Source organism: Pseudonocardia nematodicida, assembly GCF_040105385.1.
GTDB classification, from domain to species: domain Bacteria; phylum Actinomycetota; class Actinomycetes; order Mycobacteriales; family Pseudonocardiaceae; genus Pseudonocardia; species Pseudonocardia nematodicida.
In genome coordinates this window covers 296,859-319,736 of record NZ_JBEDNQ010000008.1, presented here as the reverse complement: position 1 = coordinate 319,736, position 22,878 = coordinate 296,859, and the positions used below count along the sequence as shown (strand labels likewise).

At 70.7% G+C, this 22,878-nt stretch carries 16 protein-coding genes; 4 read left to right on the top strand and 12 right to left on the bottom strand.

The window, feature by feature from the left end; all coding sequences use genetic code 11:
- Nucleotides 1-39: 39 nt before the first annotated feature.
- From WIS52_RS20455 to WIS52_RS20430, 6 genes are read right to left on the bottom strand one after another with little or no spacing between them, the layout of a single operon-like run.
- Nucleotides 40-1,218 (bottom strand): acyl-CoA dehydrogenase family protein, encoded by a 1,179-nt coding sequence (locus WIS52_RS20455; RefSeq protein WP_349299911.1) that lies wholly within the window; start codon nucleotides 1,216-1,218, stop codon nucleotides 40-42.
- Complete coding sequence (locus tag WIS52_RS20450) at nucleotides 1,215-1,622, bottom strand: cupin (RefSeq protein ID WP_349299910.1); 408 nt, start codon at nucleotides 1,620-1,622, stop codon at nucleotides 1,215-1,217. The genes WIS52_RS20455 and WIS52_RS20450 overlap by 4 nt, the downstream gene beginning before the upstream one ends.
- 50 nt (nucleotides 1,623-1,672) lie before the next feature.
- Nucleotides 1,673-2,518 (bottom strand): SDR family oxidoreductase, encoded by an 846-nt coding sequence (locus WIS52_RS20445; RefSeq protein WP_349299909.1) that lies wholly within the window; start codon nucleotides 2,516-2,518, stop codon nucleotides 1,673-1,675.
- Nucleotides 2,515-3,822, bottom strand: a complete 1,308-nt coding sequence (locus WIS52_RS20440) for a phthiocerol/phthiodiolone dimycocerosyl transferase family protein (protein WP_349299908.1) — start codon at nucleotides 3,820-3,822, stop codon at nucleotides 2,515-2,517. The genes WIS52_RS20445 and WIS52_RS20440 overlap by 4 nt, the downstream gene beginning before the upstream one ends.
- Nucleotides 3,819-4,991, bottom strand: a complete 1,173-nt coding sequence (locus WIS52_RS20435; RefSeq protein ID WP_349299907.1) for an FAD-dependent monooxygenase — start codon at nucleotides 4,989-4,991, stop codon at nucleotides 3,819-3,821. The genes WIS52_RS20440 and WIS52_RS20435 overlap by 4 nt, the downstream gene beginning before the upstream one ends.
- On the bottom strand, nucleotides 4,988-12,106 hold the full coding sequence (locus tag WIS52_RS20430; protein ID WP_349299906.1) for an amino acid adenylation domain-containing protein: 7,119 nt from the start codon (nucleotides 12,104-12,106) through the stop codon (nucleotides 4,988-4,990). The genes WIS52_RS20435 and WIS52_RS20430 overlap by 4 nt, the downstream gene beginning before the upstream one ends.
- 690 nt (nucleotides 12,107-12,796) lie before the next feature.
- On the opposite strand from WIS52_RS20430, the gene WIS52_RS20425 reads away from it, so the two are divergent.
- Nucleotides 12,797-14,065, top strand: coding sequence for a hypothetical protein (locus tag WIS52_RS20425; RefSeq protein WP_349299905.1), 1,269 nt, complete (start codon nucleotides 12,797-12,799; stop codon nucleotides 14,063-14,065).
- Between the two features lie 24 nt (nucleotides 14,066-14,089).
- Nucleotides 14,090-15,034 carry an alpha/beta hydrolase gene (locus WIS52_RS20420; RefSeq protein WP_349299904.1) on the top strand — a complete coding sequence of 315 codons (945 nt, stop codon included), beginning with the start codon at nucleotides 14,090-14,092 and terminating at the stop codon, nucleotides 15,032-15,034.
- Between the two features lie 213 nt (nucleotides 15,035-15,247).
- Here the strand turns inward: WIS52_RS20420 and WIS52_RS20415 are convergent, their stop codons facing one another.
- On the bottom strand, nucleotides 15,248-15,670 hold the full coding sequence (locus WIS52_RS20415; protein ID WP_349299903.1) for a hypothetical protein: 423 nt from the start codon (nucleotides 15,668-15,670) through the stop codon (nucleotides 15,248-15,250).
- A complete protein-coding gene (locus tag WIS52_RS20410; RefSeq protein ID WP_349299902.1) occupies nucleotides 15,667-17,091 on the bottom strand; it encodes a coiled-coil domain-containing protein in 1,425 nt (474 codons plus the stop codon). Before WIS52_RS20410 ends, WIS52_RS20415 begins: the two co-directional genes overlap by 4 nt.
- 137 nt (nucleotides 17,092-17,228) lie before the next feature.
- On the opposite strand from WIS52_RS20410, the gene WIS52_RS20405 reads away from it, so the two are divergent.
- Both WIS52_RS20405 and WIS52_RS20400 read left to right on the top strand, forming a co-directional pair.
- Nucleotides 17,229-18,002: a hypothetical protein gene (locus tag WIS52_RS20405; protein ID WP_349299901.1), complete on the top strand. Its 774-nt coding sequence runs from the start codon at nucleotides 17,229-17,231 to the stop codon at nucleotides 18,000-18,002.
- Entirely contained in the window at nucleotides 17,999-19,084 is a 1,086-nt protein-coding gene (locus WIS52_RS20400; protein ID WP_349299900.1) for a site-specific integrase, read from the top strand. The genes WIS52_RS20405 and WIS52_RS20400 overlap by 4 nt, the downstream gene beginning before the upstream one ends.
- 57 nt (nucleotides 19,085-19,141) lie before the next feature.
- Here WIS52_RS20400 and WIS52_RS20395 read toward each other — a convergent pair whose 3' ends face one another.
- The 4 genes from WIS52_RS20395 to WIS52_RS20380 form a co-directional block, all read right to left on the bottom strand.
- Nucleotides 19,142-19,759, bottom strand: a complete 618-nt coding sequence (locus tag WIS52_RS20395; RefSeq protein ID WP_349299899.1) for a Fic/DOC family protein — start codon at nucleotides 19,757-19,759, stop codon at nucleotides 19,142-19,144.
- Complete coding sequence (locus WIS52_RS20390) at nucleotides 19,756-20,073, bottom strand: antitoxin VbhA family protein (protein ID WP_349299898.1); 318 nt, start codon at nucleotides 20,071-20,073, stop codon at nucleotides 19,756-19,758. Before WIS52_RS20390 ends, WIS52_RS20395 begins: the two co-directional genes overlap by 4 nt.
- Before the next feature lie 401 nt (nucleotides 20,074-20,474).
- Nucleotides 20,475-21,155 (bottom strand): patatin-like phospholipase family protein, encoded by a 681-nt coding sequence (locus WIS52_RS20385; RefSeq protein WP_349299961.1) that lies wholly within the window; start codon nucleotides 21,153-21,155, stop codon nucleotides 20,475-20,477.
- Between the two features lie 319 nt (nucleotides 21,156-21,474).
- Nucleotides 21,475-22,737 carry an IS256 family transposase gene (locus tag WIS52_RS20380; protein ID WP_432422476.1) on the bottom strand — a complete coding sequence of 421 codons (1,263 nt, stop codon included), beginning with the start codon at nucleotides 22,735-22,737 and terminating at the stop codon, nucleotides 21,475-21,477.
- Nucleotides 22,738-22,878: the final 141 nt, after the last annotated feature.

Below are 22,878 nucleotides of genomic sequence, written 5' to 3'. Positions count from 1 at the left end.
ATTGGACGATGGTACTAGTTGTACCATCGTCCGAGAACGCTATGCGAACGGAGACGTCGTGTTCGGCACGTCCAACAGCGCCTTCCCGTAGAGCTCATAACCGAGTGCGGGGGCCAGGACGGCGTGCCGACCACCGGTCGAGACATCCCGCCAGATTCGCTGTAGACGATTCGGGATGGCGAATGATCCGGACCCGTGGGCCGACACGAGCCCGTCTACGGCCGAGAGCACGCTCTGCACGCACCGCGAGATGTCCGCTCGTACCCGCATACGAACGAGTTCCGGGAGCACCTCACCCTGTTGCGCGGCGACGTGCACATCGTCCGCAGCACGCAGCGCATGCAGCCTCGCCGTGTCCAGCGACGTCGCGGCTTCGGCGACGGCGAGCTGGAACGCGACGGAGTCTGCCTGCCGCTGGTAGGTGGTGTAGGCGACGGCCTTGCTCTGTGCCTTCGCGGTGACCAGGGACAGCGCGGCCCGGCCGAGGCCGAGCAGCGGCCCGGTCAGCACGACCGAGACGTACGGTAGGAACGCCGAGCGGTACGGCGACCCGGGGCCGAGCACGTGCTCGTCGCGTAACGCGCCGGAGACCGAGAAGGTCCGGTGCACCGGTACGACTACGTCGTCGACGACCAGCGTGTTACTCGCGGTGCCGCGCATGCCGGCGACATCCCACGTGTCCTCGATCCGGCACTGCGACATGGGGACCAGCGCCAGTGCCTGGTCCAGCACGGTGCCGTCGTCGCCCGTTAGCGGGATTCCCAGCACTGCCCAGTCCGCGTGCCAGGAGCCGGAGTTGTACGGCCAGCGCCCGCTCACCCGGTAGCCGCCGTCCACCGGTGAGGTCCGAGCATCTCCGGCTACGACGCCGGCGACTCGGCGGGGGTCGCCGCCGAACACCTCTTGTCGAGCCTGCTCCGGGAACAACGCGGCCATCCAGGCGCACGAGTTGTAGATGGCGGTCACCCAGCCGGCGGCACCGTCGGACTCGGCGACAGCGGCGGACACTTCGATCACGCTGCGCACTGGCAGCTCCGGCCCGCCGTACGCTCGCGGGACGGATAGGTCGAACAGTGTGGCGCCGGTCAATGCCTCGACAACATCATCCGTGAGCCGCCGGTCCCGGTCCCCCTGAACTGCGTCCTTGGCGATCAGTGGGCCGAGCCGGCGCGCCCGGTCTACCAGCTCTGACGTGAAAACCGGTTGTACGGTCGTCACCGAATCACCCCTTCGACCTCGGCGAGCCCCACGGGGTGAAGTACCGAGGAGGCGGCGGCCGCTGCCTCCGAGTGCTTCCATACCGGGTGCGAGGCGAACGCGAGCGTCACGGGCTCATCGCCCGCTCGGAAGATGACCTCCGGGCCCGGCCGGACCCACGCGATCTCGCCGCGGGCAGCCGTGATCCGTTCGGAGCCACGTTCCACGGTGAACTCCCCACTCAGCACGACGATCGCCTCGTCGTAGCTGGGGGTCCAGGGCATCTCCTCGCCCGCGCCGAAGTGCGCGAGTCCGACGCCCATCGACGACGACTTCGACTCGTCGACGACGTCGCCGATGTAGATGCGGCTGTCGGCAAAGCGCACCCAGGTGGCGTCCTCGCCGCTGAACTTGACGAACGACATGGTGTCCTCTTCCTTCTTCTCACTAGGCCGAGCACGGTGCCCGGCCGGTGTCAGGCGTGCGTGAGGGGGACGAATCGACGGTCCAGCAGCCTGTCCGGCAGCAGCCGGGACAGGCGCACGGCGGACCGGGCATCCGGGCCGACCGGGTAGCGGGTCCGCGGCCTCCGCGCACTCAGCGCGCGCAGGACCGCGCGGGCGACGTCGTCCGGGGTGGTGGCGCTGTCCCGAGCGCCCTGCGTGTTGCTGCGAACGAACCGGGTGAACACCGTGCGGTAGGTGTCTGCGACGTCTGGGTTTCGGGCCAGCACGTCGTCCGCGGTGTTCTCGAGTTTGTCCCAGATCGGTGTCAGGATCGCGCCGGGCTGTACCACCGCGACACGGACACCGTGCGGGACGAGCTCGCGTCGCAGGGCGTCGCTCATCGCTTCCTTGGCGAACTGCGCCATCGCGTAGGCGCCCATGTAGGGCACGGCCAGACTGCCCAGGCCGGAGGTCACGTTCACGATCCGTCCGCGGTGACCGCGCAGCTGGGGCAGCAGTGCCTGGGTCACCGCGACCTGCCCCACGACGTTGATCTCGAGCTGGCGGCGCAGCTCGTCGACGGGTAGGCACTCCATCGGCGCGGAGACACAGATACCGGCGTTGTTCACCAGCCCCCAGACACCGCCCAGACGGTCGGCCTGTGCGGCGGCGTCTCGCACTGAGTCCGCGTCGGTGACGTCGAAACGCAGCGGTCGGACCGTTCCCGGTGCTGCTGCGGCTGCGACCTGCTCACCGTCCTCGTCGCGGCGGACGCCGGCGAGCACCGTGTACCCGGAGCGGGCAAGCATGAGTGCGCAGCACCGGCCCAGGCCGGAGGACGCGCCGGTGACCAGGACCGTATGCCGGGCGCTCACCGGGCCGCTCCCGACGGCTCACCGTCAGTCCTGACGACGCCGGCCACCAGGAGGGCGACCTCGGCAAGCCACTCGTCGGCGAGTCGGGTGACTCGGGCAGTCCCGACTGCGCCGAGCACGTACGTGAGATTCACCGACAGCACTCCGCCGTGCGTCGTGACGGCGGCAACCAGCAGCCCTACGACCGAGATCCCGGCCGCGAACTGCGCACCGGTGACCGGCCAGGGACCGATCCGGTCCGGCACGCCGCACACACCGAGGTTGGTCAGACACAGGTTGATCGGTCCGTTCCGGTCCAGATCGTCCAGGAACGGTCCGGCTTCCTCCGGCGTCGCGGGCGCTGCGCGACCCAGCGCCGTGATCATCGAGAAGTGCTCGCCGCGCCCTCGGCGCGCGGTCAGGTCGGTGCTGACAGCCGCGGCGGCGGCCCAGGGGTCCTGCGTGGTGTCGACGAGTGTCGGCAGCGTGGCGACGAAGCTGCCCATCTCGTGGCGGTCCACCGGCGGGTCCAGCTCAGCACGGAAGTCGATCGGCGAGCCGAGCGTCACCCAACCGGCCGCTGACTCCCGGCCGACGACCCGGGCCAGGACGGCTCCGAGCAGACCGTGCACGCTGACGCCTACCGCCCGGCACGCGGCGACCAGCGTGGCCAGTTGCGTTCCCGTGATCTCCCGGCGGACCAGCCCGGTCCTCCGATCGGAGTGCGATACGACCCGGTCCGCGACAACCCGGCCCGGCCGGTACCGCGCCAGGTCCGCGCGATCGTCACGGGCCTTGCGGTCGGCCGCGGCCTCGCCGGCCAGGCCCTGCGTGAGCGTCGGGAACAGCTCCTCGGTCGGCGGCAAGCCCGCCCGCGGCGGGGGCGCGATCCCGGCCGCGCACTCGACCCAGTCGTGCAGCAGCGACAGCAGCGTCGTCCCGTCCGCGACGCGGTGCGAGACGGACAGGACCAGGTCGGTGGTCGTGCCGTCGGCCGCCGGAACGGCTGTGGCGCGCAGGAGCGGCCCCGTCCCGGCGTCGACTCGCTCGGTCAGCTCCCGGGCAACGATCTCGTCCGGGTCTGCCGCAGTGACCACCCGCAACGGGATGGGCGTGGCGGTGGATACGAACCGCCGCCCGGGACCGTCCCCGGCGACCGCGACCCGCGCCAGTGGATGGATGCACTGCATCGCGTTCAGTCCACGACGTAGCGCTGCGACATCGACCCGACCGTGCACCGTCAGCCGGCCCGTGACGTTCAGCGGGCTGATTCGGTCGGCGACGTCGTACCAGCGTTCCAGAGGGCTCAGTGCACGAGTGGTCATCCCCGCACCCCCGCCAACCCCGGGAACGCGAGTGCCGCGCGGGCCCGCTCGGCGAGCACCCGGCGCGGGACAGTACGCATGTACCAGTCCCGAAGCACACGGCGCATCGGCTGCTCGATCTGCTCCATGTCGCTGATCGACCGCGAGTTGGCAACCATCGCGCGAGTGCGGTCGCGGCGTGCGTCCTCGTAGGCGCGCAGGCCTGCAGGCACGTCCGGGGCGCGAGACAGACTGTGCGCTAGGACGACGGCGTCCTCGACCGCCATCCCGGCGCCCTGACCGAGGCTGGTCAGCATCGGATGCGCCGCATCGCCCAGCAATGTCACCCGGCCCGAGGACCAGCGCTCCAGGAACTTGCGGTCGCGGCTGGGCACGGCAACGATCGACGATTCCGGAGTCCCGGCGATGATCTCGGTGATCTCGGACGCCCACCCGGCGAACGCTCGTTGCACGCCCGCCTTGCCGCCGGTCCAGTTCCGCGACGCGGACTCCGGCATGTTTCTGGTCCCCCACCAGTAGGCTCGTCCGTGTCCGATGTCGATCAGACCGAATCTCTGGCCGGCGCCCCAGTAGTGTCCGATGTAGCCGGGCGTCAGACGTGGATGGTCACACGGGACGACGGCGAGCCAGCACACGTAGCCGCTGTCCCGGGACGGTTCCGGCCCGGCCAGCTGGTTCCGGACGCGGGATCCGAAGCCGTCGGCACCGATCAGCACGTCGGCACGTGCGCTGCGACCATCGGCGAAGTCGACCCGGACCCGGCCGTCCGGCTCGTGCTCGAACCCGGTCGCGGCCGCCCCGGTGGTCAGCGGCGGGTCGCCCAGCTCGTCCAGCATCGCGGCCTGCAGGTCCGACCGGCTGATGCACACGCTCGGCGCGCCCAGATCGTCGCAGATCTCGGTGAACGGCATTCGCCGGATCAGCCGGCCGCGTCGACTGCGGATGTCGAACTGCCGCACGACCGCACCTCGCTTCGCGAGGCCGAGGTCGATGCCGAGCTCGTCCATGGCAGAGATCGCGTTACTCATCAGGGACAGTCCGGTTCCAGCGGGGCGCAACTCCGTCGCACGCTCGTAGACATGCACGTCGATGCCCACCCGTCGCAGAGCGATGGCGGCCGTGAGGCCACCGATGCCGGCGCCGATGACGGCAACGGACGGCCGGCTCATCGACTCGCCTCCGCCGGGCTCAACAAGCGGGCGAGAACGTCGGCGACATGACGCACGTGAGGTTCCTCCATCAGGTCGAGGTGGTCTCCGTCGACGTCGACGACGTCGAGCCGGCCACAGGTCCACTCGTTCCATCCGTTGGTGGGGTCGGTGTGCTGGGTCTCCAGCGACGCATGCAGCGGCTCCAGCACGGGCGGCAGCGGCCCGGTCGCATGCAACAGCGTGAGATCTTGGTCGGTGGCCGGGGGGCGATAGGAGTCCAGCGCGGTCCAGTGCGCTCGAAACACCGCGAACAGTCGCCGGATCAGCACTCCCGTACTGCCCGGCGGGAGCACTCCGGCGTCCACCGCCAGAGCGGCCAGATGCTCGAACAACCCGTGCTCGTCCATGTCCACCGGAAAGTCGGTGACGGTCGCGTCGCTGCCGTGGCGCAGCCACAGCAGCTCCCAGAAGAACCAGCGCATCAGCGCGTCAGGGTCGGCTGCCGTGCGCTGCCCGTGCCGGTCCGGCGCGATCGAGTCGATCAGAACCAGTTCGCTCACGTCCTCGCCGTCGGCGCGCAGCACTCGCGCCATCTCGAACGCGACGAAGCCGCCGAACGACCAGCCGGCCAGCCGGTAAGGGCCCCGCGTCCGGACCCGTCGGAGGGCCGCGATGTAGGCCGCGGCGATCCGCTCCACCGAGTCGGCAGGCTCGCTTCCCGGTTCGGTCCCGGCCGCCTGCAGGCCGTACACCGGGAAACCTGGTGGCAGATGCCGGACCAGAGGCAAGTAGCAGAGCACGTTGCCGCCCATCGGGTGCACCAGGAACAGCGGCGGTCCGTCCCCGCCTATACGAAGCGGCACCAGCGGGTCGTACTCCGCCTCGGCCAGGCCGTCGCGCAGCACCGTGGCGACATCGGCGATGGTCGGGGCGGCGGCGAACGTCGCGAGCGGGACCGCGACGCCGAAGCGCTGCTCGATCAGGACCACCAGACGCATGGCGGTCAGGGAAGTGGCTCCGGCTGCGAACAGATCGTCATCCACCCCCAGGTCGTCGCGATGCAGTAGCTCGCCCGCCATCGCGACCAGCACCCGCTCCGTCTCGTCGCGCGGCGCGACCGGGGCCCGGTCGGCCGGCCCGGCGAGCGGGAGCGCGCGTAGCGCCGCGTCGTCACGCTTACCGCTCGAGGTAGCTGGTATCGCCTCGATCCACTGCAGGTGGGCGGGCACCAGGTGCTCCGGTAGCTCGGCGCGTAGCCCACGCCGAATTCCGTCCAGCGCCTCGGTTCCCTCGGTGGGCCCGCCCGGGGCTGCCACCAGGAATGCCACCAGACGAGCGTCGGCGCCGTCGCCGGAGACGGCCACGACGGCGACATCGCGCGCGATCCGGCCGGCCACCCGGCGCAACGCCAGCTCGACTTCGGCAGGCTCGACCCGGTACCCGCGAACCTTGACCTGGTCGTCGAGCCGTCCGAGGTAGATGACCGTCCCATCAGCGAGCGCGAGCCCGGCATCCCCTGTGCGGTAGAGCCGCTCGTCGGGACGGGTGGGGTGGGCGATGAAGCGTTCCGAGGTCAGGTCGGGCCGCCCGACGTAGCCGTCGGCCAGGCAGATTCCTCCGACATGGATCTCGCCCCGAGTGCCGGCCGGCGCGGACCGTCCGTGCCGATCCAGCACGCGAACCTCCGTGCCGTCCACCGGGTGCCCGATCGGCGGCAGCGCAGGGATGTCGTCAGGGTCGCCCGACAGAGGGTGCGCGCACACGACATGCGTCTCGGTCGGGCCATACTGGTTCTCCAGCACCAGCGAGGGCAGGGCCGCGCACAGCGCCCGCACCGATCCCGAGATGCGCAGCTGCTCGCCGGAGGACACCACCACCCGAAGCGCGGACGGGACGATCTCGAGCAGGGCCGCCGCGTCGGCGAGTTGCTCCAGCGCAACGTAGGGCAGGAACACCCGCTCCACCCGGGCTGCGTCCAGCAGTCGCAGGAGGCCTCCGGGATCGCGACGTAACCCGTCGTCGATCAGCACGAGCGTTCCGCCGCCACAGAGCGTCGACCAGACCTCCTGGAACGAGACGTCGAAACTCATCGGTGCGAACTGCAGTGTCCGGCCGCCGACGGCACCGCTGTCACGTGAGTTCTGCCAGCACACCAGGTTGGCCAGGGCGCGGTGCGGCATGACGACACCCTTCGGCTCCCCGGTCGAACCTGAGGTGAACAAGACGTACGCCGGATCCTGGGCGGACGGTCCGGGCAGCACGGTGCCCGGGACGTCCGGAGTGGACAGCAGGTCGGCGAGGTGCAGCGTCGGGCAGTCGGTCCCGGCCGGCGCCTCTGCGTCCGACACGACGATCGCGTCCGGGCGCGCGCGATCGAGCATGATCGCGATCCGGGCCTGCGGGTAGGAGGGGTCCAGCGGCAGGCACGCGGCGCCGGCCAACGCCGTGCCGACGACCACCGCGACCAGCTCCGGCGACCGCCCGACGGTCACCCCGACTGCGGCCCCGGGGCGCACCCCGGCCGCGATGAGCCCGCGGGCGACAGCACGGGCCGCACGGTCGAGCCTGGCGTAGCTCCAGGTGCGTTCGCCGTCGACGATGGCGGGCGTGTCCGGTGCGGCCTGAACCTGGTCCTCGAGCCCCCGCACGACGGTCTCCGCCGGGTACGCTGCGGGAGCGGTGCGCGGCGCCGGTGCGACCTCGGCGCCCTCGGCCGAGCGGTGCGGGCGGGCGGTGAGCGAACGCAGCACGCTGCGCCACGTGATCTCCACCAGCTCGGCCTGTTCCGTGGCGAACAGGTCGCCGTCGTAGTCCAGCCGCAGCGATATGCCGCCGTGCCCGGGATCAGTGAACGCGTTTACCAGCAGCGCGAACTCGGTGCGCTCCCAGGTCCGGAACCGCTCCAGCCGCACCCGGTCGCCGTTGTGCAACGATTGCAGCACGTGGAAGTGTACGTAGTTGAAAGCCGTGTCGAACACTCGTGTCGCGCCGTGGTCACTCTGGACGGCGCTGAGTGGGTAGCGCCGATGCGGGTGCCCCTCGCGCTCCTGTTGCAGCGCCGCGACGACGGTCTCCAGTGCAGTCCCGTCGACCGGTAGGCGTACCGGCACCGTGTTCAGGAACAGCCCGATCATCCGGTCGGCGTGTCTGCGCTCCGGCCGGCAGTGTGTGACCAGCCCGGTCACCACTTCCTTCTGGCCGGTGAGCAGCCCGAGGACGAGCGCGTGCGCCCCGAGCAGCACGGACTTCACCGGAACACCGTGTTCCGCGGCGAGCGCACGAATCGCGTCCGCCAGCGCTTCGTCCAGCTCGACCGTCCGGGAGAAGTGGGTCCGGGTGGAGGGCGGGAACGCCAGCGCGAGCGCCTCGACGCGAGTGCGCGGTGCGCCGTCCAGCACACCGGCCCAGTACTGGCGGTCCGCTTCGGAGCCCGACGCTGCCCGCTCGGCCCGCACGTGCTCTGCGGGCGAGGGCAGCTCACTCGTCGTGACCGGTGCCACCGGTTCGCCGAGTGCGTGCCGGTAATCGAGGAACAGCTCTGCCACGAGATTGGCGACGCTGCCGCCGTCGAACACGGCGTGATGGAAGCTGACCACCAGCTCGACGGCCCCGTCCCGCACGAATACGCGTAGGTGGTAGAGCGGCGGCTGATCGACGGCGTATCGGTAATTGCGGCGCTCGGCGACGTGCCGGTTGATCTCGGCCTCGGCATCTGCGTCCGGGTGGCCACGCAGGTCCGTCACGTCCACCACCGGCGGGACGCTTGGATGTATCAGCTGCAGTGGTTCCGAGAAGCTTGCCAGGTCGAACGAGGCACGCATACCAGGGTGCCTGCGGACCAGTGCGTCGACCGCGAGCCGGAACTCCCGCTCTGCCCACGGCATACGCAGGCTGTAACGGAACACGTCGCGGTAGTGCTCGGTCTCGGCACTGCGGTCGCTGTGAAAGAGCATGCCGAGCGCCAGCCGCGGCGCTGGGAAGGCGTCCTCGACGCCGGACAGCCGTGCCCGGTCGACGCGCGATACCAGCTCGAACGGCTGGACCGGCGCGCCGTCGGTGCTCTCGGGACGCGCGATGGCGGCAAGCGCGGCCACGGTCGGCTGCCGCAGCAGGTCGGTGAGCGAGAAGTGCACGCCAGCCGCAGCCGCCTCCGCTCGCACGCGGAGCATCAGCAGGGAGTCGCCGCCGAGCAAGAAGAAGTCGTCGTGCGCGCCGACCGGTCCGGTGCCCAGCACCCGGGCCCAGGCGTCGGCGAGCGCAGTCTCCACGGGGCCGGAGGGCGCGGCAGCGCCGGCGGATACCGTCGCTGTCTCCGGGGACGGCAGTGCACGCCGGTCTGTCTTGCCGTTGACGGTGAGCGGGATCTGCTCGACCGGGACGAACTGCGACGGGATCATGTAGTCGGGTAGCCGCGCTGCCAGCCCGGCGCGGTAGCGGGCCGGGTCCGGCTCGGCCTGTGGGATGACGTAGGCCACCAGGTGGGTCCCGCGCTCGGCGGTGGTCCGATCGACGACGACTGCGTCGCGGACGTCGGGCAGGTGACGCACCGCGTCCCCGACTTCGCCGAGTTCGACGCGATTCCCGCGGATCTTGACCTGGTCGTCGAGGCGGCCCAGGAACAGTAGTTCGCCATCGCCTGTCCAGCGGGCGAGATCGCCGGTGCGGTAGATGCGCCCGCCCGGGGCGAACGTGCAGCCGACGAACTTCTCCTCGGTCAGCTCCGGCCGGTCGAGGTAGCCGCGGGCCAGCTGGCGCCCGGCGATACACAGTTCGCCCGGCACGCCCGCGGGCTGCAGGTTGCCGTACGGGTCCAGCACGAAGAGTGACGTGTTGTCGACCGGCCGGCCGATCGGTACCTGCTGCGGCGTACTGCCGGGCACGGTGGTGCAGTCGTGGTGTGAGACGTCGACGCACGCCTCGGTCGGCCCGTAGAGGTTCACCACCTGCACGTGTGGGCCGAGCACGCGGGCGCACTGCTCGACCCGGGCGGGCGGCAGGGCCTCACCACTGCAGAATACTGTGCGTAGCGACGCGACCCGCGTCCGTCCGTCCGGACAAGTCTCCACGGCGCTGAGGAACGGCTCGAGCATCGATGGCACGAAGTGCAGGACCGTGCATCCTGCCCGCTCGACGGCGTCCAGGAGCAGGTGGGGGTCCCGCTGCGTTCCGGCCGGTGGCACCGACACGGCCGCGCCGTCTACCGCCCACCAGAACAACTCCCACACGGACACATCGAAGGAGATCGGCGTCTTCTGCAGCAGCACGTCGTCGGAGTCGATCGGGTAGTCGCGCTGCATCCAGCCGAGCCGGTTGACGACCGAACGGTGCTCGATCATCGCGCCTTTCGGGCGACCGGTCGTGCCGGAGGTGTAGATGACGTAGGCCAGGTCAGCGGCTCCGGCCAGTGGGCCCAACCGTTCACGCGAGCCGTGCAGCAGGTCCGCCACCGGCACCGCGTTCTCCGGCGTGTAGGACGTGTCCGCGCCGGTCAGCACCACGCGCGCGCCGCAGTCGGAGAGCACGAACCGGATCCGCTCCGGCGGGTGTGCCGGGTCCACAGGCACGTACGCCGCGCCCGCCTTGAGTACGCCGAACACGGCGGGTAGCAGTTCCGGGCCGCGTTCGAGCAACACCGCCACGCGGTCGCCCCGGCGCACCCCCCGGGCTCGCAGGCCACGGGCGACCTGATTCGCGCGCCCGTCCAGCTCGACCCGAGTGAGCGGGTCCGTCCCGACGACGGCGCGCGCGCTCGGCGCGGCGTCTACGCACTGCTCGATCAGGGCGGTCAGGGTTCGCTCTGCCGGATGCGCGACGTCCGGGCCGGTGGCGAATCCGATGAGACGCTCCCGCTCCCCGGCATCGGTCATCGTGAGCCGACCCATCGGCATCAGCGGCTGCTCGATGCCGGCGCGCAGCAGCGTTTCCAGGTGGCTGGTCATCGCCGCGGCGATCAGGTCGCTGTCCGCGACGCCGTCGCCGAAGTGCAGATGCACCTCGATCTCGTCGCGTCCCTCGAACGCGTGCATGTGGATGGCAAGTGCGTCCTGGCGGTGCGCCGAGGCACGGTGCGCCGTCAGGCGACGCACATCTGGAAGCGTGACCGGACTAGGGTGACGCATCGACGACACCGTCACGTCGAATGGGATCCGCGGGCCGGCGCTCGGCCCCAGCTCGCGGACCAGGTCGCCGAGCGCGGTCCGCCCGTGTTCCCGCAGGAAGGATGTCGACGCCCGGATCTCCGACGCCAAGGCGCGCAGAGTCCGTTCCCCGTCGGTCCACACTCGCAACGGCAGCGTATTGGCGAACTGCCCGACGGTGGCGCTGTCGCAGCCCGGTCGGTTCGCCAGCGGAACCCCCAGGACTACCTCGCCGACGTTGTGCACGCGCGACAGATGAGCCGCGACGCCAGCGGCGACGAACGAGAACGGGGACTCGCCGAGCGCCAACATCCGGCTGACCAACATGGCGTCCAGCACGAAGCGGCAGCGCTCGCCGGGGCTCTTCGAGCCGCGTGCGAACAGCGCTGGGACGGCATCGGCGAGTTCCCCGGCCAGAGCGGCGCGGTCGCGTCCGTGGGCCTCCGAGCTGCGATAGGCCACGTCGTCGGCGACGGACTCCAGGTATGACCGCCCCTCGCGTTCCGGACCACGACCCGCGTAGTCAGCCAGTACCGCGTCCGTAAACAGAACCAGGGCCCGGGTGTCAGCGACGATGTGGTGTGCGGCCACCCCGAGGATGCACCGGTCCGGTCCGGCGGTCAGCACCACCACCTCGGCCAGGGGGCCGTCGCCGAGCACGAACGTTCGCTCTGCGGCGGCGGCTGCCCACTGATCAGCGTCCTCACCCGGCTCGCCGGAGTCGACCGGCGATGAGTGGACCTGCACGGTCGCGGCATCCCGGTCCACCCACTGCACAGGCTCGCCGCCTCCCTCGCCGACCTGCAGGCACAGCGCGTCGGTGTAGCGCAGCCGCTCGCGTGCGCAACGCAGCAGCTGGGCGACGTCGACAGGACCGTCAAGCTGTTCCGCGACGACCACGGTGAACTGCGGGTGATGCGGATCTCTCGCCGCAGCGACCCAGATATCCCGTTGGTGCGCAGACAGCTCATGGACGTCATGTGATGAATTCTTCAACCGAGCTCCCCTCCCCAGCTGTCCGGCTTCTTCGACGAAATTGCCGCGACATCAATCAGATCTTCACACCGCGGTGGTGGTCGGCGCATAGGTCGATCCAAAGGGACACCAGCGATGGCCGGATCGAGAACAGAGTTGCCACGATCGACCAGTCACGTGCCAGCCGGTCCGGATCACGAGCGGAAGCGACCCCGCCAGCCATGCCTTCCGGGGCCGCCGGCGACCGTCAGAAGAAGGTCGAGGCCGCCATGTCGATCGCCGGCGATCCCGGTCCACTTCGGATCGCTCGACACGCTGAGCAGCTATTTCTCGACAGTCACGCAGTTTAGTTGGACATCCGTCCGAGTTGGTGGTTACATGTCGCTTGCCTGGTGAGTGTCTCGTTGACCGAATATTCGACTGACGACACGGCAATGCCTGGCACGAGTGGCCCCTGCCGGTCACGCGGGCCGAATAGCGGCATCGCTGCCCGATCACAGTTCGGATCGATGATGGCCGACATCGCTTCAGAGATTATCCGATACACGTGCGGGGTCCACTTGCATGAAAGCCTTAACTCGACCGCATCTACCGTACGGACCAGCCCGAGATCTGCACGAGGCACTTCATGAACTCCACCACAGGGCGGGGTGGCCGAGCCTGCGCCGAATGGCACGGGGAGTCGGCTGCAGCCACACCACCCTGTCTCGAGTGTTCTGTTCGCCGGACGTGCCGGCCTGGGATAGCATTCAACGCGTCGTGCAATTCTTGCGCGGGGATGTCGAGCAGTTTCGCCAGCTGTGGATCGGCGCCACCGGCGGCGGCCCGTCACTCGTGGGCGAGGCCTCCGGGCATGCGCAAACGGCAGATACCGGTACGCCCACCGCACCAGCCGACCCGCCGTCGCGCGTCCGGGGTGGACGAGGCAACGGGCCCCTGGACAGGCACCGGCCTGGCCACGCACACGTCGTCTCCCGGTCGCAGGCGGCGGCGGAACCCCTGATGGCGCCACGGCTCCCGCCATCGCTGGCCAACACGCTGCGCAGGCGCGTAACCCGGAGCCTCGACCAACCGCTCGGAAGCGCGTCGTACGGCGACATCGGAGCTCAGCTCGATCGCTTCGAGCAGGTGCTGCTCGCGCTGTGTGTTCAGGCCGTCCTCGATGTGCTCGGGGAACGTGCCGAACCTGCGGGGCCGGGGGTGCATCTGCTGCACGTTGCCGGGCGTGTGCTCGCACTCAAGCTCCGCCCGGATCTGGAGCGCGAGCGCACACTGCGGACAAGTCTTCAGGACGTCGCGTCGCCAGATCTGACGGCGCCGGACCTCTACGTCAACCACACCTGCAAGATCAACGGCAGCGTCGGACGTTTCGACCAGATCTGCCTTACCCTGCCACGCGAGCTGGAAGCCGACATGCTGGACGCTGTTCGCGCCCCACTCCTGGTGACCCTCGAGACGGGGTATGCCGTGCTGCAACGCCGGGCCGGCGCCGCGCTCGTCGCCATGGAGTCGTCGTTCGATCGGGCTCTGTACGGGAAGTTGCGGGGCCCGCTCGGCGCCCTGGCCGGGAACGACGCGTGGTTGCTGCTCGTGACCCGCCAGCGCGTCTGCCTGCCGGTGGACCACGACGTCGTCACGCGGGTACTACGGCGGGCGCACCTCACCGACGACCCTGTGCTCGCCCCGGTCCAGCGTGCCTACCGGATCGTCGCGGGTTCTTATCCGTTGACCGCCGCGATTCGCCAGGCTCTGCACGCCCGCGACACCGTGCGATTCCAGGTCGCCGACGGACAGGCATTCAGATCCGACGATCTCATCGGTCGGGTCTTCGCGCCGGGCACGGAGGTGGCCGTGATGCCGCTCGCCGCGGCCGAGCGCATCTCGATCCTCATCGCCAGCCCGGAGAACGCGACCGACCGAGTCGCGGAGATGTTGGGCCCAGCGCGCGACGCGCTGGCGCGCCTCATCGACCAGTACTGACTTATCCACGCAGGAGGAGATCGGATGGCCCTACAGATGGACGCCCAGGTCGCCGACGCGCTCGCACCGCTCGCGGTCGCCGTTACCACCATCCCTCCAGCCGGGGACTGGCGCACGCGTCGCGAGACGGGAGATGCACTGCTCGCAGACTTCGCCCGCGCGCTGCCCGGTCAGACGGGAACCGAAGCCACCCGACACACCGCCGCTGCCCTCGACGGGACTCCGATCGAGCTGCGCTTCTATCGCAGCATCGAGACCACGCGGGGTCCCCTCGCCGTATACCTGCACGGTGGAGGGATGTTCTCCGGCAGCCTGGACACTCACGGTGCGGTGTGCCGGCGCTACGCCACGTCGTCCGGGGTACCGGTCCTCGCGGCCGCGTTCCGGCTGGCACCCGAGCACCCGTTCCCGACGGCGGTCGAAGACAGTTACGCGGCGTTGTGCTGGGCGGTCGAACACGCTGGCGAACTCGGCGTCGACCCGTCCCGGATCGCCATCATGGGCGACAGTGCGGGCGCCGGGATGGCGGCGGCTGTGGCACTGATGGTCCGTGACCGGGGCGGGCCCGTCCTGGCTCGCCAGATACTGATCCATCCCATGCTCGACGACCGAACGACCAGTGCCGACGCCCACCTCGAGCCGTGGCTGGTCTGGACGGGTGTCGATAACCGCACCGGCTGGGGTTGCCTGCTCGGGGATGCCGCGGGTGGCCCGGACGTTCCGGGCTACGCGTCGCCCGCCCGTGAGCCGGACCTTGTCGGTCTCGCGCCCGCCTACATCGAGATCGGCCAGCTCGATCTCTTCCGCGCAGAGACTGTCGAGTACGTCGAACGGCTGGGGCGCGCAGGAGTGGAAGTCGAGTTCCACCTGCACGCAGGCGTACCGCACCTGTTCGATCTCTGGGCCCCGCACTCCGACATCGCCCGGCGGGCGGTGGCCGACCGCGTCCGGGTGCTGCGCGCACTGTAGTGGCTGCTCCACCCCACCTCGATCGCGACGGGCACCGGACCAGCGTCTCTCCTAGGATGTGGTAGCGGGTGTCGTCCCCGGTGACCGTTGATCTACCCATTCTGGTCCGGCGTATGGCGGAGCGGAAGCCCGGGCAGAACCGAGGCCAGCGGGCAGTTCGATCTGTATATGCTCCTGCCGCGGCTGGCTCTGGGCCCGGATGAGCGGGGCAGATCAGCGAGTCTGTCTCGGCTGACAGCCAGGGCACAGCGGCCCGTCGAGGCGCCACCCCGCGGCGAGGAGCCACTCCTGAGCCGGGGCGGGGAGCTGCCCGTGCGGGTCGGCGGCCAGCTCGCCGGCCAGCAGCGGACCGTCGCCGCAGCGTAGGCAGGTCAGGTCGGTGATCGCCGCGTCGGGCGGGCAGGCGCGGCAGTAGCACGCCTGGATCGGTCCGGCGGGGCCCGCGACGAGCCACACCGCGCTCATCAGGATCTGCTGCATCGGGTCGGCCGGGGCCTGCCCGCACCGGTCGCAGCACCGCGACCGGTCACCCGGGGCGCCGGCGGTGGGACCCGCCATCACCGGCCGCGCCGACTCCGTCCGCTGGCGCGACGGAGCAGGGGTGGCCTGATCAGGGGTGGGGGACGAAGAGCTCATAGGTCCTGCTCCTGCTCGTCGGTGGTGTCGTCGGGGGAGTCGGGCCCGGGCCGGCGCCGGGCCGCGCGAGGCCGGGCTCGTCGGGCCGCGGCCGTGCGCGTCGGGTCGGTCGCGGGGACGTCACTGTCCGGCTCCCCGTCCTCGGCCGGGGCTCGATCGGGCATGGGGGAGTGGCCGGCGGCCTGGCCGCGGAGGCGGTCGAGCTCGGCGCGCAGGTCGGCGAGCTGGGCGGCGTGGCGGAGTTCGGCGTCGTCGAGGCGCTGGTGGCCGTAGGCGCGTTCGCGGTCGACGTCGTGGGTGAGCTGGGCGCGCAGCGCGGTCAGAGTGCTCTCCGCGCCAGCCCGGGCGGCTCGGTGCTCGGCGGCCTGCTCGCGGGCGGCGTCGAGGTCATCGGCCAGCCGGGCCCGGTCGGTCTCGGCGCGGTCGAGGTCGCGGCGGAGCCCGGCCAGGTCCGCGGTGGCGGTGTCGCGGTCGGTGGCCAGCGCCTCGACCCGGGCGCGCGCCTCGGTGAGCTCGGTGTGGGCTCGGGTGTGGTCGCGGGTGGCTGCGGCCAGCTCGGCGGCGACCTGGTCCCGGTCGCCGGTCGCGGTGTCGCGCTCGGCCCGTGCGGTGTCGCGCGCGGCGGTCGCCTCCTCCAGTTCCGCGCGCGCGGCGGCGAGCTCGGTGGTGACCCGGTCGGTCTCGGCCCGGGCCGTGTCCAGCTCGCCGGACTGCTCCTCGAGGTCGGTGCTGAGCTGCGCTAGCTGTGTCTCGGCTTGCTCGCGGGCGGCCAGGGCCTCGTCGCGGGCCTGCTCGGCGGCCGCCCGGGCGTAGACGGCCTCGGCCGCCTCATCGTCGGAGGCGGCCGCGGAGCGGCGGGCGGCCTCGGCGGCGGTCTGCGCGGTGCGGGCCTGGGCGCGGGCGTCGTCGGTGGCGGCCTGGGCCTGGTCGACCTGGGCGCGCGCGGCGCGCTGCGCGGCGGCGATCTCGGCGGCGACCGCGTCCGGGTCGGCCAGGGTCACCAGCGCCTCGCGCAGGTCCCCGGTCCGCTCCTCGAGGAACGCGGTGAGCGCGGCGACCTGGTCGGTCACGGTCTGCCCGGCGCGGGCGATCGGGCGGGCCTGGGCGTCGTCGGTCTCGCCGCGCCGGCGGGCGGGGGTGGCGCCGTCGGCGATGCGCTTGGCGTTGCTGCGGTCGTGCATCACCCCGCCGACGACCTGATAGCAGTACTTCGGCCGTCGCCCGGACCCGGCGTACTCCATCGTGTGCGCGCAGCCTCCGGGGAACTGACACCGCTCCAGCTCCGGTCCCCGCCGCGCCGCCCAGGACGGCCCCGGCCTGGATGGCCCGGTCACGTCCATCACGACACCGTCGCCGCCGTCGGACCGCGCGGCCGCGGCATCGTTGGCGACCGGCTCGTCGGTGAAGGGCTGCTCGCTCACGAAAGTCACGATACGTGTTTAGTTCTGTTGTGTCAACTGTTCTGTTTTTGTTTCGTAACAACGAAACGCAACGAAACGCTTTCGTGTTTGGCGGGATCATCCACAAGATCCCGGGTAGCAGCGGCTAGGCTCCGCCGGTGCCGCAGACCGCCCTGGGGGCCCTGGACGCCACCCTCGACGCCGCGACGACGATCGCGGACACGCACCTGCCCGAGCCGGGCGGGAAGACCGACCGCGAGCGGCCGCTGCGCCGGGCGTGCCTCGTGTTGTGCGCGTTGGCGTGGGAGGCCTACGCCGAGGACAGCCTGGTCTGGCTGGCCGGGCGCGCCGGCTCCTCCGCGCGACGGGCGGGCCGCCAGCTCGCCCCGCCCGGCACGACCCGCCTAGCCGCGCTGGCCAAGGCCGCACCGCAGAAGCTCAAGGCCGCGTACGAGCCGACGCGCTGCGACGAGAGCCTGAGACCGGCCGCCCCCTCCCGGTCGAAGAGGTTCGACCGGTCGCGGGCGCGCGACGAGAAGATGCTGACGGGCCCGTGGCCCGAACTCCTCGAGGCGGAGCTGTACCGCCGGGTCGTCGGGGTGCCTTACTGGGACAACTCCGGCTCAGATCCGCGCGGCGCGATGGGCGCGCCCCGGCTCCACGTCGTCGCGGACTACCAGAAGACGATTCACGGCGAGCGGCTGATCAAGCTGGTCCGACTGCCCAGGTGCCACCGCGACTACGTCGCGGACTGGCTTGAGGTGCTGGTCGAGGTCCGCAACGCCAGCGTGCACCGCGGCGAGACCCCCGGACTGCTGCGCACCGACGGCGTGCGCGCCTGGATCGGATTCGTCCACGACGTCGCCCACGAGCTGGACCGGCTCATCCTGGCCTGGGCCGACCAGCACCTACCTGCGGCGAACTGCCCATGACCGCCCCGACGCCGCACGACCCGACCGCGGCCCCCGCACCGGCGCCGCCCGCCCGCGCCCTCGACCACCTCGCCGCCGCGCCGGGCTGGCCGCACGCCGGCACGGACACCCCGCTGAGCCCCGACGAGGCCGGCTACGTCGCCGCGGCCCGCGCGCACAACACCCGCCGCGGCTACCGCTCGGTCTGGACCAGCTTCACCGCGTTCTGCACCGCCCACGACCTCGACGCACTACCGGCCACCCCGGCCACCGTCAGCGCCTACCTGATCGCGCTCGCCCAGGGCGGCGCCAAGATCCGCACCATCGCCAAACACCTGTCCGGGATCCGCACCGCCCACCGCACCGCCGACCTGCCCGACCCCGCGGTCACCGCCCGGGTCTCCACCGTCTGGGAGGGCATCCGCCGCACCCACGGCGCCCCGCCCGAGCAGGCCCCACCGCTGATGCCGCCCCTACTCGACCAGGTCATCGCCGCCTGCCCCACCACCCGCACCTGGAAGGCCCGCCCCACCGAGCCCGCGCTGACTGGCGCCCGCGACCGCGCCCTGCTACTGATCGGATTCTGGGGAGCGCTGCGCCGCGCCGAGCTCGCCGAGCTCACCGTCGAGCAGCTCAGCCCCGAACGCGAGCTGCGCAGCGGACGCCGCGGCCGCGTCCTAACCCTGCACCGCTCCAAGACCAACCAGACCGGCGAGCACCCCGACCTCGTCGGCCTGCCCCGCGCCGAAAACCCCGCCCACTGCCCGCTGACCGCCCTCGAGCACTGGCTACAGCTCGCCGACATCAGCACCGGCCCGATCCTGCGCAAGGTCTCCACCGGCAACCGCATCCTCGACACACCCCTGCACCCCGAGTCGATCAACGACCTCGTCGCGGCCGCGACCACCCGCGCCAGCATCCCCGGCGGCCCCTACACCGCGCACAGCCTGCGCGCCGGATTCGTCACCTACGCCCACCTACGCGGCGCCACCGACCGCGCCATCGCCCACCAGACCCGCCACCGCTCCATCGACAGCATCACCACCTACATCCGCCTCGACGACGTTTTCACCGACAACGCCGTCCTGCAGCTGGGCCGGTAACGAGCTGATCGGGGCGAAGAGCTCGGAAGGGCAGCGCGGTCACTGCGGAGACAGCGCTCAGCTGTCGCTAGACGCCGGCCGTGACCGGGGTAGCCGGGGTAGCGGCCGGACAAGGCGGGCCAGCATGGTGCCCAGGTCGGAGGTGTCACCGGCGAGCGAGAGCGCGGAGGCGCGGTTGTTCTCGGCGGGGTCCATGGCGGTCCAGCGCAGCTCGTAGCCGGCGTCGGCGGCGAGCTGGGCCAGGAACGCGCGCTGGGTGCGACCGTTGCCTTCGCGGAACGGGTGCAGTGCGTTGATGTCGCCCAACAGCTCGGCCAGGCCGTCGATGAAGCCGTCGAGATCGCGCCCGCGCAGGATCTGCTGGTCGTGCAGGCGGTCGAAGATGTCGGAGGCGAAGGTCTCGAGGTGCTGGGGCAGGCAGAACAGTTGTCCCTTGCCGATGGACACGGTGCGCAGCTGCCCGGCCCAGTCGTAGAGGTCGCTGAAAATGTGGTGGTGGAAGTCCTGCAGGTGGTCCAGGTCGTAGCGCCCGGGCAGCGGTTGCCGGCGCAGCTCGATCAGACGCAGTGCGGTGAGCTCGGCCTCGACCTGGGCGAGCTCGGCCGGGTCGGTGATGCGCAGCCGGTTACGCAGGACTCCGGCATCGAGATCGAGATAGGGGTCCGGTCCGGTCAACGGCGGTAGCGGGCCAGGACACGCTCACGGGCCTCGGTCGTGCTCCACGAGCCGGCGGCGACACCGTCGAGCAACGCCAGGCCCTCGACGCTGGGCTCGAGGCCCTCGGCGCGCACCGACGCGAGTGCCTCGTCGACGTCAGCCCGTCGTTGAGCGGCCCCGACCAGCTGCTCATAACGGGCCACCGACATCACCACCGCCTCGGGCTTGCGGTGCGCGCCGACGAACACCGGCTCCGCATCCGGGTCCTGCACACGCCTCAACGCTGCCGCCAAGCCCGCACGAAACTCACGGAACGACAGCACCTCAGGCACCCACACAGGCTCAGCATACCCGGGGGCGTACACATTCGAGTACACGCCTGGCCACGCGTCTGAGAGGCCAGACAAAGCCCTGCCTCGCGGTCACCGACCTGCGGAGGCGGGAGGGGTTGACGACATCTGCTTGCCGGGGGTGGCAGTGGTGACCTGCCAGCATCGCTCGCCTGCGGGCGTGAGAACGATCAGCGGGGCGGTGATCGCGACTGTGTCCACGGACGTCAGAGTCCGCGTCTCGGTGGTCGTGATCGTGACCGGGGGTCGAGGTGCCGTCGGCGAAGCACAGGACCAGCTCGTGGCTCGCGGAGACGGTGCTCAGAGGGTGTGTGAGCCGGAATATTCCCCCGGGACCCGGCCGCGACCGCCCGCAGTGCAGCCTTTTCGAAGGGGGCTCTGTCTCACCTGCCTGGTCGACTGTTGACCGGGGCCCGCTGCGATCGCCTAGCGGCCGCTCTGGCGGTAGTGCTTAGCGTCGTCAACTCGGGTAGCCAGTGGTCGATAAGGGTGCGGGTGAGCTGCTCGGCTCGGACTGAGACGAGGTCGAGCTGCGTGCTGGTCAGCGCGCGGAAGTTGGTCCCGATGTCGGCGATCTCTCGACGGGCGACGAAGTCGCTCATCGGAACCGGAAGACGACGATCGCGCATGCCGAGGTAGACGTGCAGGAAGCCCTGAGGCTGGCCGGTGGCGGCGAGGGTGTGCAGCTGCGCGCGGCTGCCGTCCTGGTTCTTAGCGTGGGTGATGTCGAAGCTGCGCGCGAGTGGAATCCGGAGGAGCCCGCGCGGGGAGTGCTCGTCCCATCGGCCGTGGCCGGCGTCAACGGCGATGAGGTAGTCCAGGTCATAGACTTGGCTGGTGTGCGCAAGCGAGCGGCCGGGCATCAGCGGCGAGACGCCCAGGTTGTCGTAGACCCCGCCGTCGGTCACTCGCAGCGACCGACGAGTGGTGGCGCCGTCGGAGGACCGGAACGTGTAGTCCCGTCTCAGCGGAGGCAGCAGCAGCGGATAGGCGCAGGACGCGGCGACGGCCTCGGCGACTGTGCCGGGATCGATGAGCTCCCCGTAGGCAGAGCAGGAGCTGATCTTACTGCCGTAGCGGACCGCGTTGCCGCTGGCGAGGTCGGTCGCTGAGATGAGTACTGCGAGTCCGGGGTGGCTGGGGTCGGTCAGGTCGCGGGCGCCGAAATCGCGGGCGGCGAAGGCGCGTGCGAGTGCCTCGGTGGGGTGGCCAGGAAGGTGCCGACGCGGTGTGGTCTGTCCTGGAACCCCAAGCAGCTGGCGGGGGGAAGCTGCTCGCCGGGCGAGTTCGAGCTGCAGACCTGTGGTGAGCAGGCCGGTAACCGAGAGGTCGAAGGCTGAGAACTGGAGGTGTCAAGATTTCTGTGTAAGAAGATCCAAGACGTCAGGTCAGGTAGTGGTTGACGCGTTCGGGACAGGCCAGCGCGAGCTGCCCGAGGGCGGCCTTCCATCCTTGAACGACCGCCCCCTCGACGAGCCGGCCGGGCGCCTTGCGGGCGTTCGGCGGTAGGCCCTTCTCCTTCGCCCTCGCGCGGGCGCGTTTGTCTTCGATGTCGCGGATGGCCAGCCACAACAGCTTGATCACCGCGTCGTCGTTCGGGAAGTGACCGCGGTTCTTGATGATCTTGCGGAGCTGGTAGTTCAGCGACTCGATCGCGTTCGTGGTGTAGATGATCTTGCGAAGTTCCGGCGGGAACGCCAGGAACGGGATGAACCGCTCCCAGGCGTTCTCCCAGGTCATGATCGCCGCTGGATAGCGCCGGCCGAGCTCGGAGTCGGCGAAGGCGTCGAGTTCGAGCCGGGCGGCCTCGTCGGTGGGGGCGGTGTAGATCGGTCGGAGTGCGGCGGCGACCTTCTTGCGGTCGTTATAGGGCACGAATCGCATTGCGGCCCGGATCAGGTGCACTGTGCAGGTCTGCACGACGCTTTGGGGCCAGGTCGCCTCGATCGCCTCCGGGAACCCGGTCAGGCCGTCGCAGCACACGATCAACACGTCACGGACCCCGCGGTTGCGCAGCTCGGCGCAGACACCGGCCCAGAACTTCGCTCCCTCGGTAGCTTGAACCCAGATTCCCAGGACGTGCTTGATCCCGTCGAGGTCGACGCCGACGGCGATGTGCGCGGCCCTGTTACGGACCTGATGGCCGTCGCGGACCTTGATCACCAACGCGTCGAGGTAGACGATCGGGTAGATCTCCTCCAGCGGCCGCGACTGCCAGGCCCGGACCTCTTCGAGCACGCTGTCGGTGACCTTCGAGATCGTCTCGTGAGACAGCTCGGTGCCCAGCGTGCGATGCAGATGAGCGGCGATGTCGCGCACCGTCATCCCACCCGCGTAGAGCGAGATGATCATCTCGTCCAGGCCGCCGGTCCGGCGCGAGCCCTTGGGCACCAGTCGCGGTTCGAAGGTGCCGGCGCGATCGCGCGGAACCTCGAGCGCGACCTCGCCGGCCTCGGTGTGCAGGGTCTTCGGGCTCGACCCGTTGCGCGAGTTCGGGGTGCCGCGCCCGCCGGGATCGCCCTTCTCGTAGCCCAGGTGCGCGGTCTGCTCGGCGGCCAGGCCGCGTTCGAGCACCGCCTTGATCATCTCCGGAAGGAAGCCGCCCTCTCCGGTCAGGACGAGTTCACCGGCATCGACCTGGGACATGACCTGATCCAACAGACCGGCCTCGACCATCGCGTTGACCGCGTCACGCGCCGTGGCCGGCCCCGCCCCATCCCCGACACCGAGCGGATGACTGGACTGCTGATCACCGGTCACGGTCACTGTGTACTCCTCAGCTCAAGA

Bases quoted from the DNA above. Each gene is read 5' to 3' on its own strand.
- WIS52_RS20415 (WP_349299903.1), bottom strand. From the start codon at position 15,670: ATGAGCTCTTCGTCCCCCACCCCTGATCAGGCCACCCCTGCTCCGTCG.
- WIS52_RS20450 (WP_349299910.1), bottom strand. From the start codon at position 1,622: ATGTCGTTCGTCAAGTTCAGCGGCGAGGACGCCACCTGGGTGCGCTTT.
- WIS52_RS20440 (WP_349299908.1), bottom strand. From the start codon at position 3,822: ATGACCACTCGTGCACTGAGCCCTCTGGAACGCTGGTACGACGTCGCC.
- WIS52_RS20400 (WP_349299900.1), top strand. From the start codon at position 17,999: ATGACCGCCCCGACGCCGCACGACCCGACCGCGGCCCCCGCACCGGCG.
- WIS52_RS20380 (WP_432422476.1), bottom strand. From the start codon at position 22,737: ATGTCCCAGGTCGATGCCGGTGAACTCGTCCTGACCGGAGAGGGCGGC.
- WIS52_RS20420 (WP_349299904.1), top strand. From the start codon at position 14,090: ATGGCCCTACAGATGGACGCCCAGGTCGCCGACGCGCTCGCACCGCTC.
- WIS52_RS20435 (WP_349299907.1), bottom strand. From the start codon at position 4,991: ATGAGCCGGCCGTCCGTTGCCGTCATCGGCGCCGGCATCGGTGGCCTC.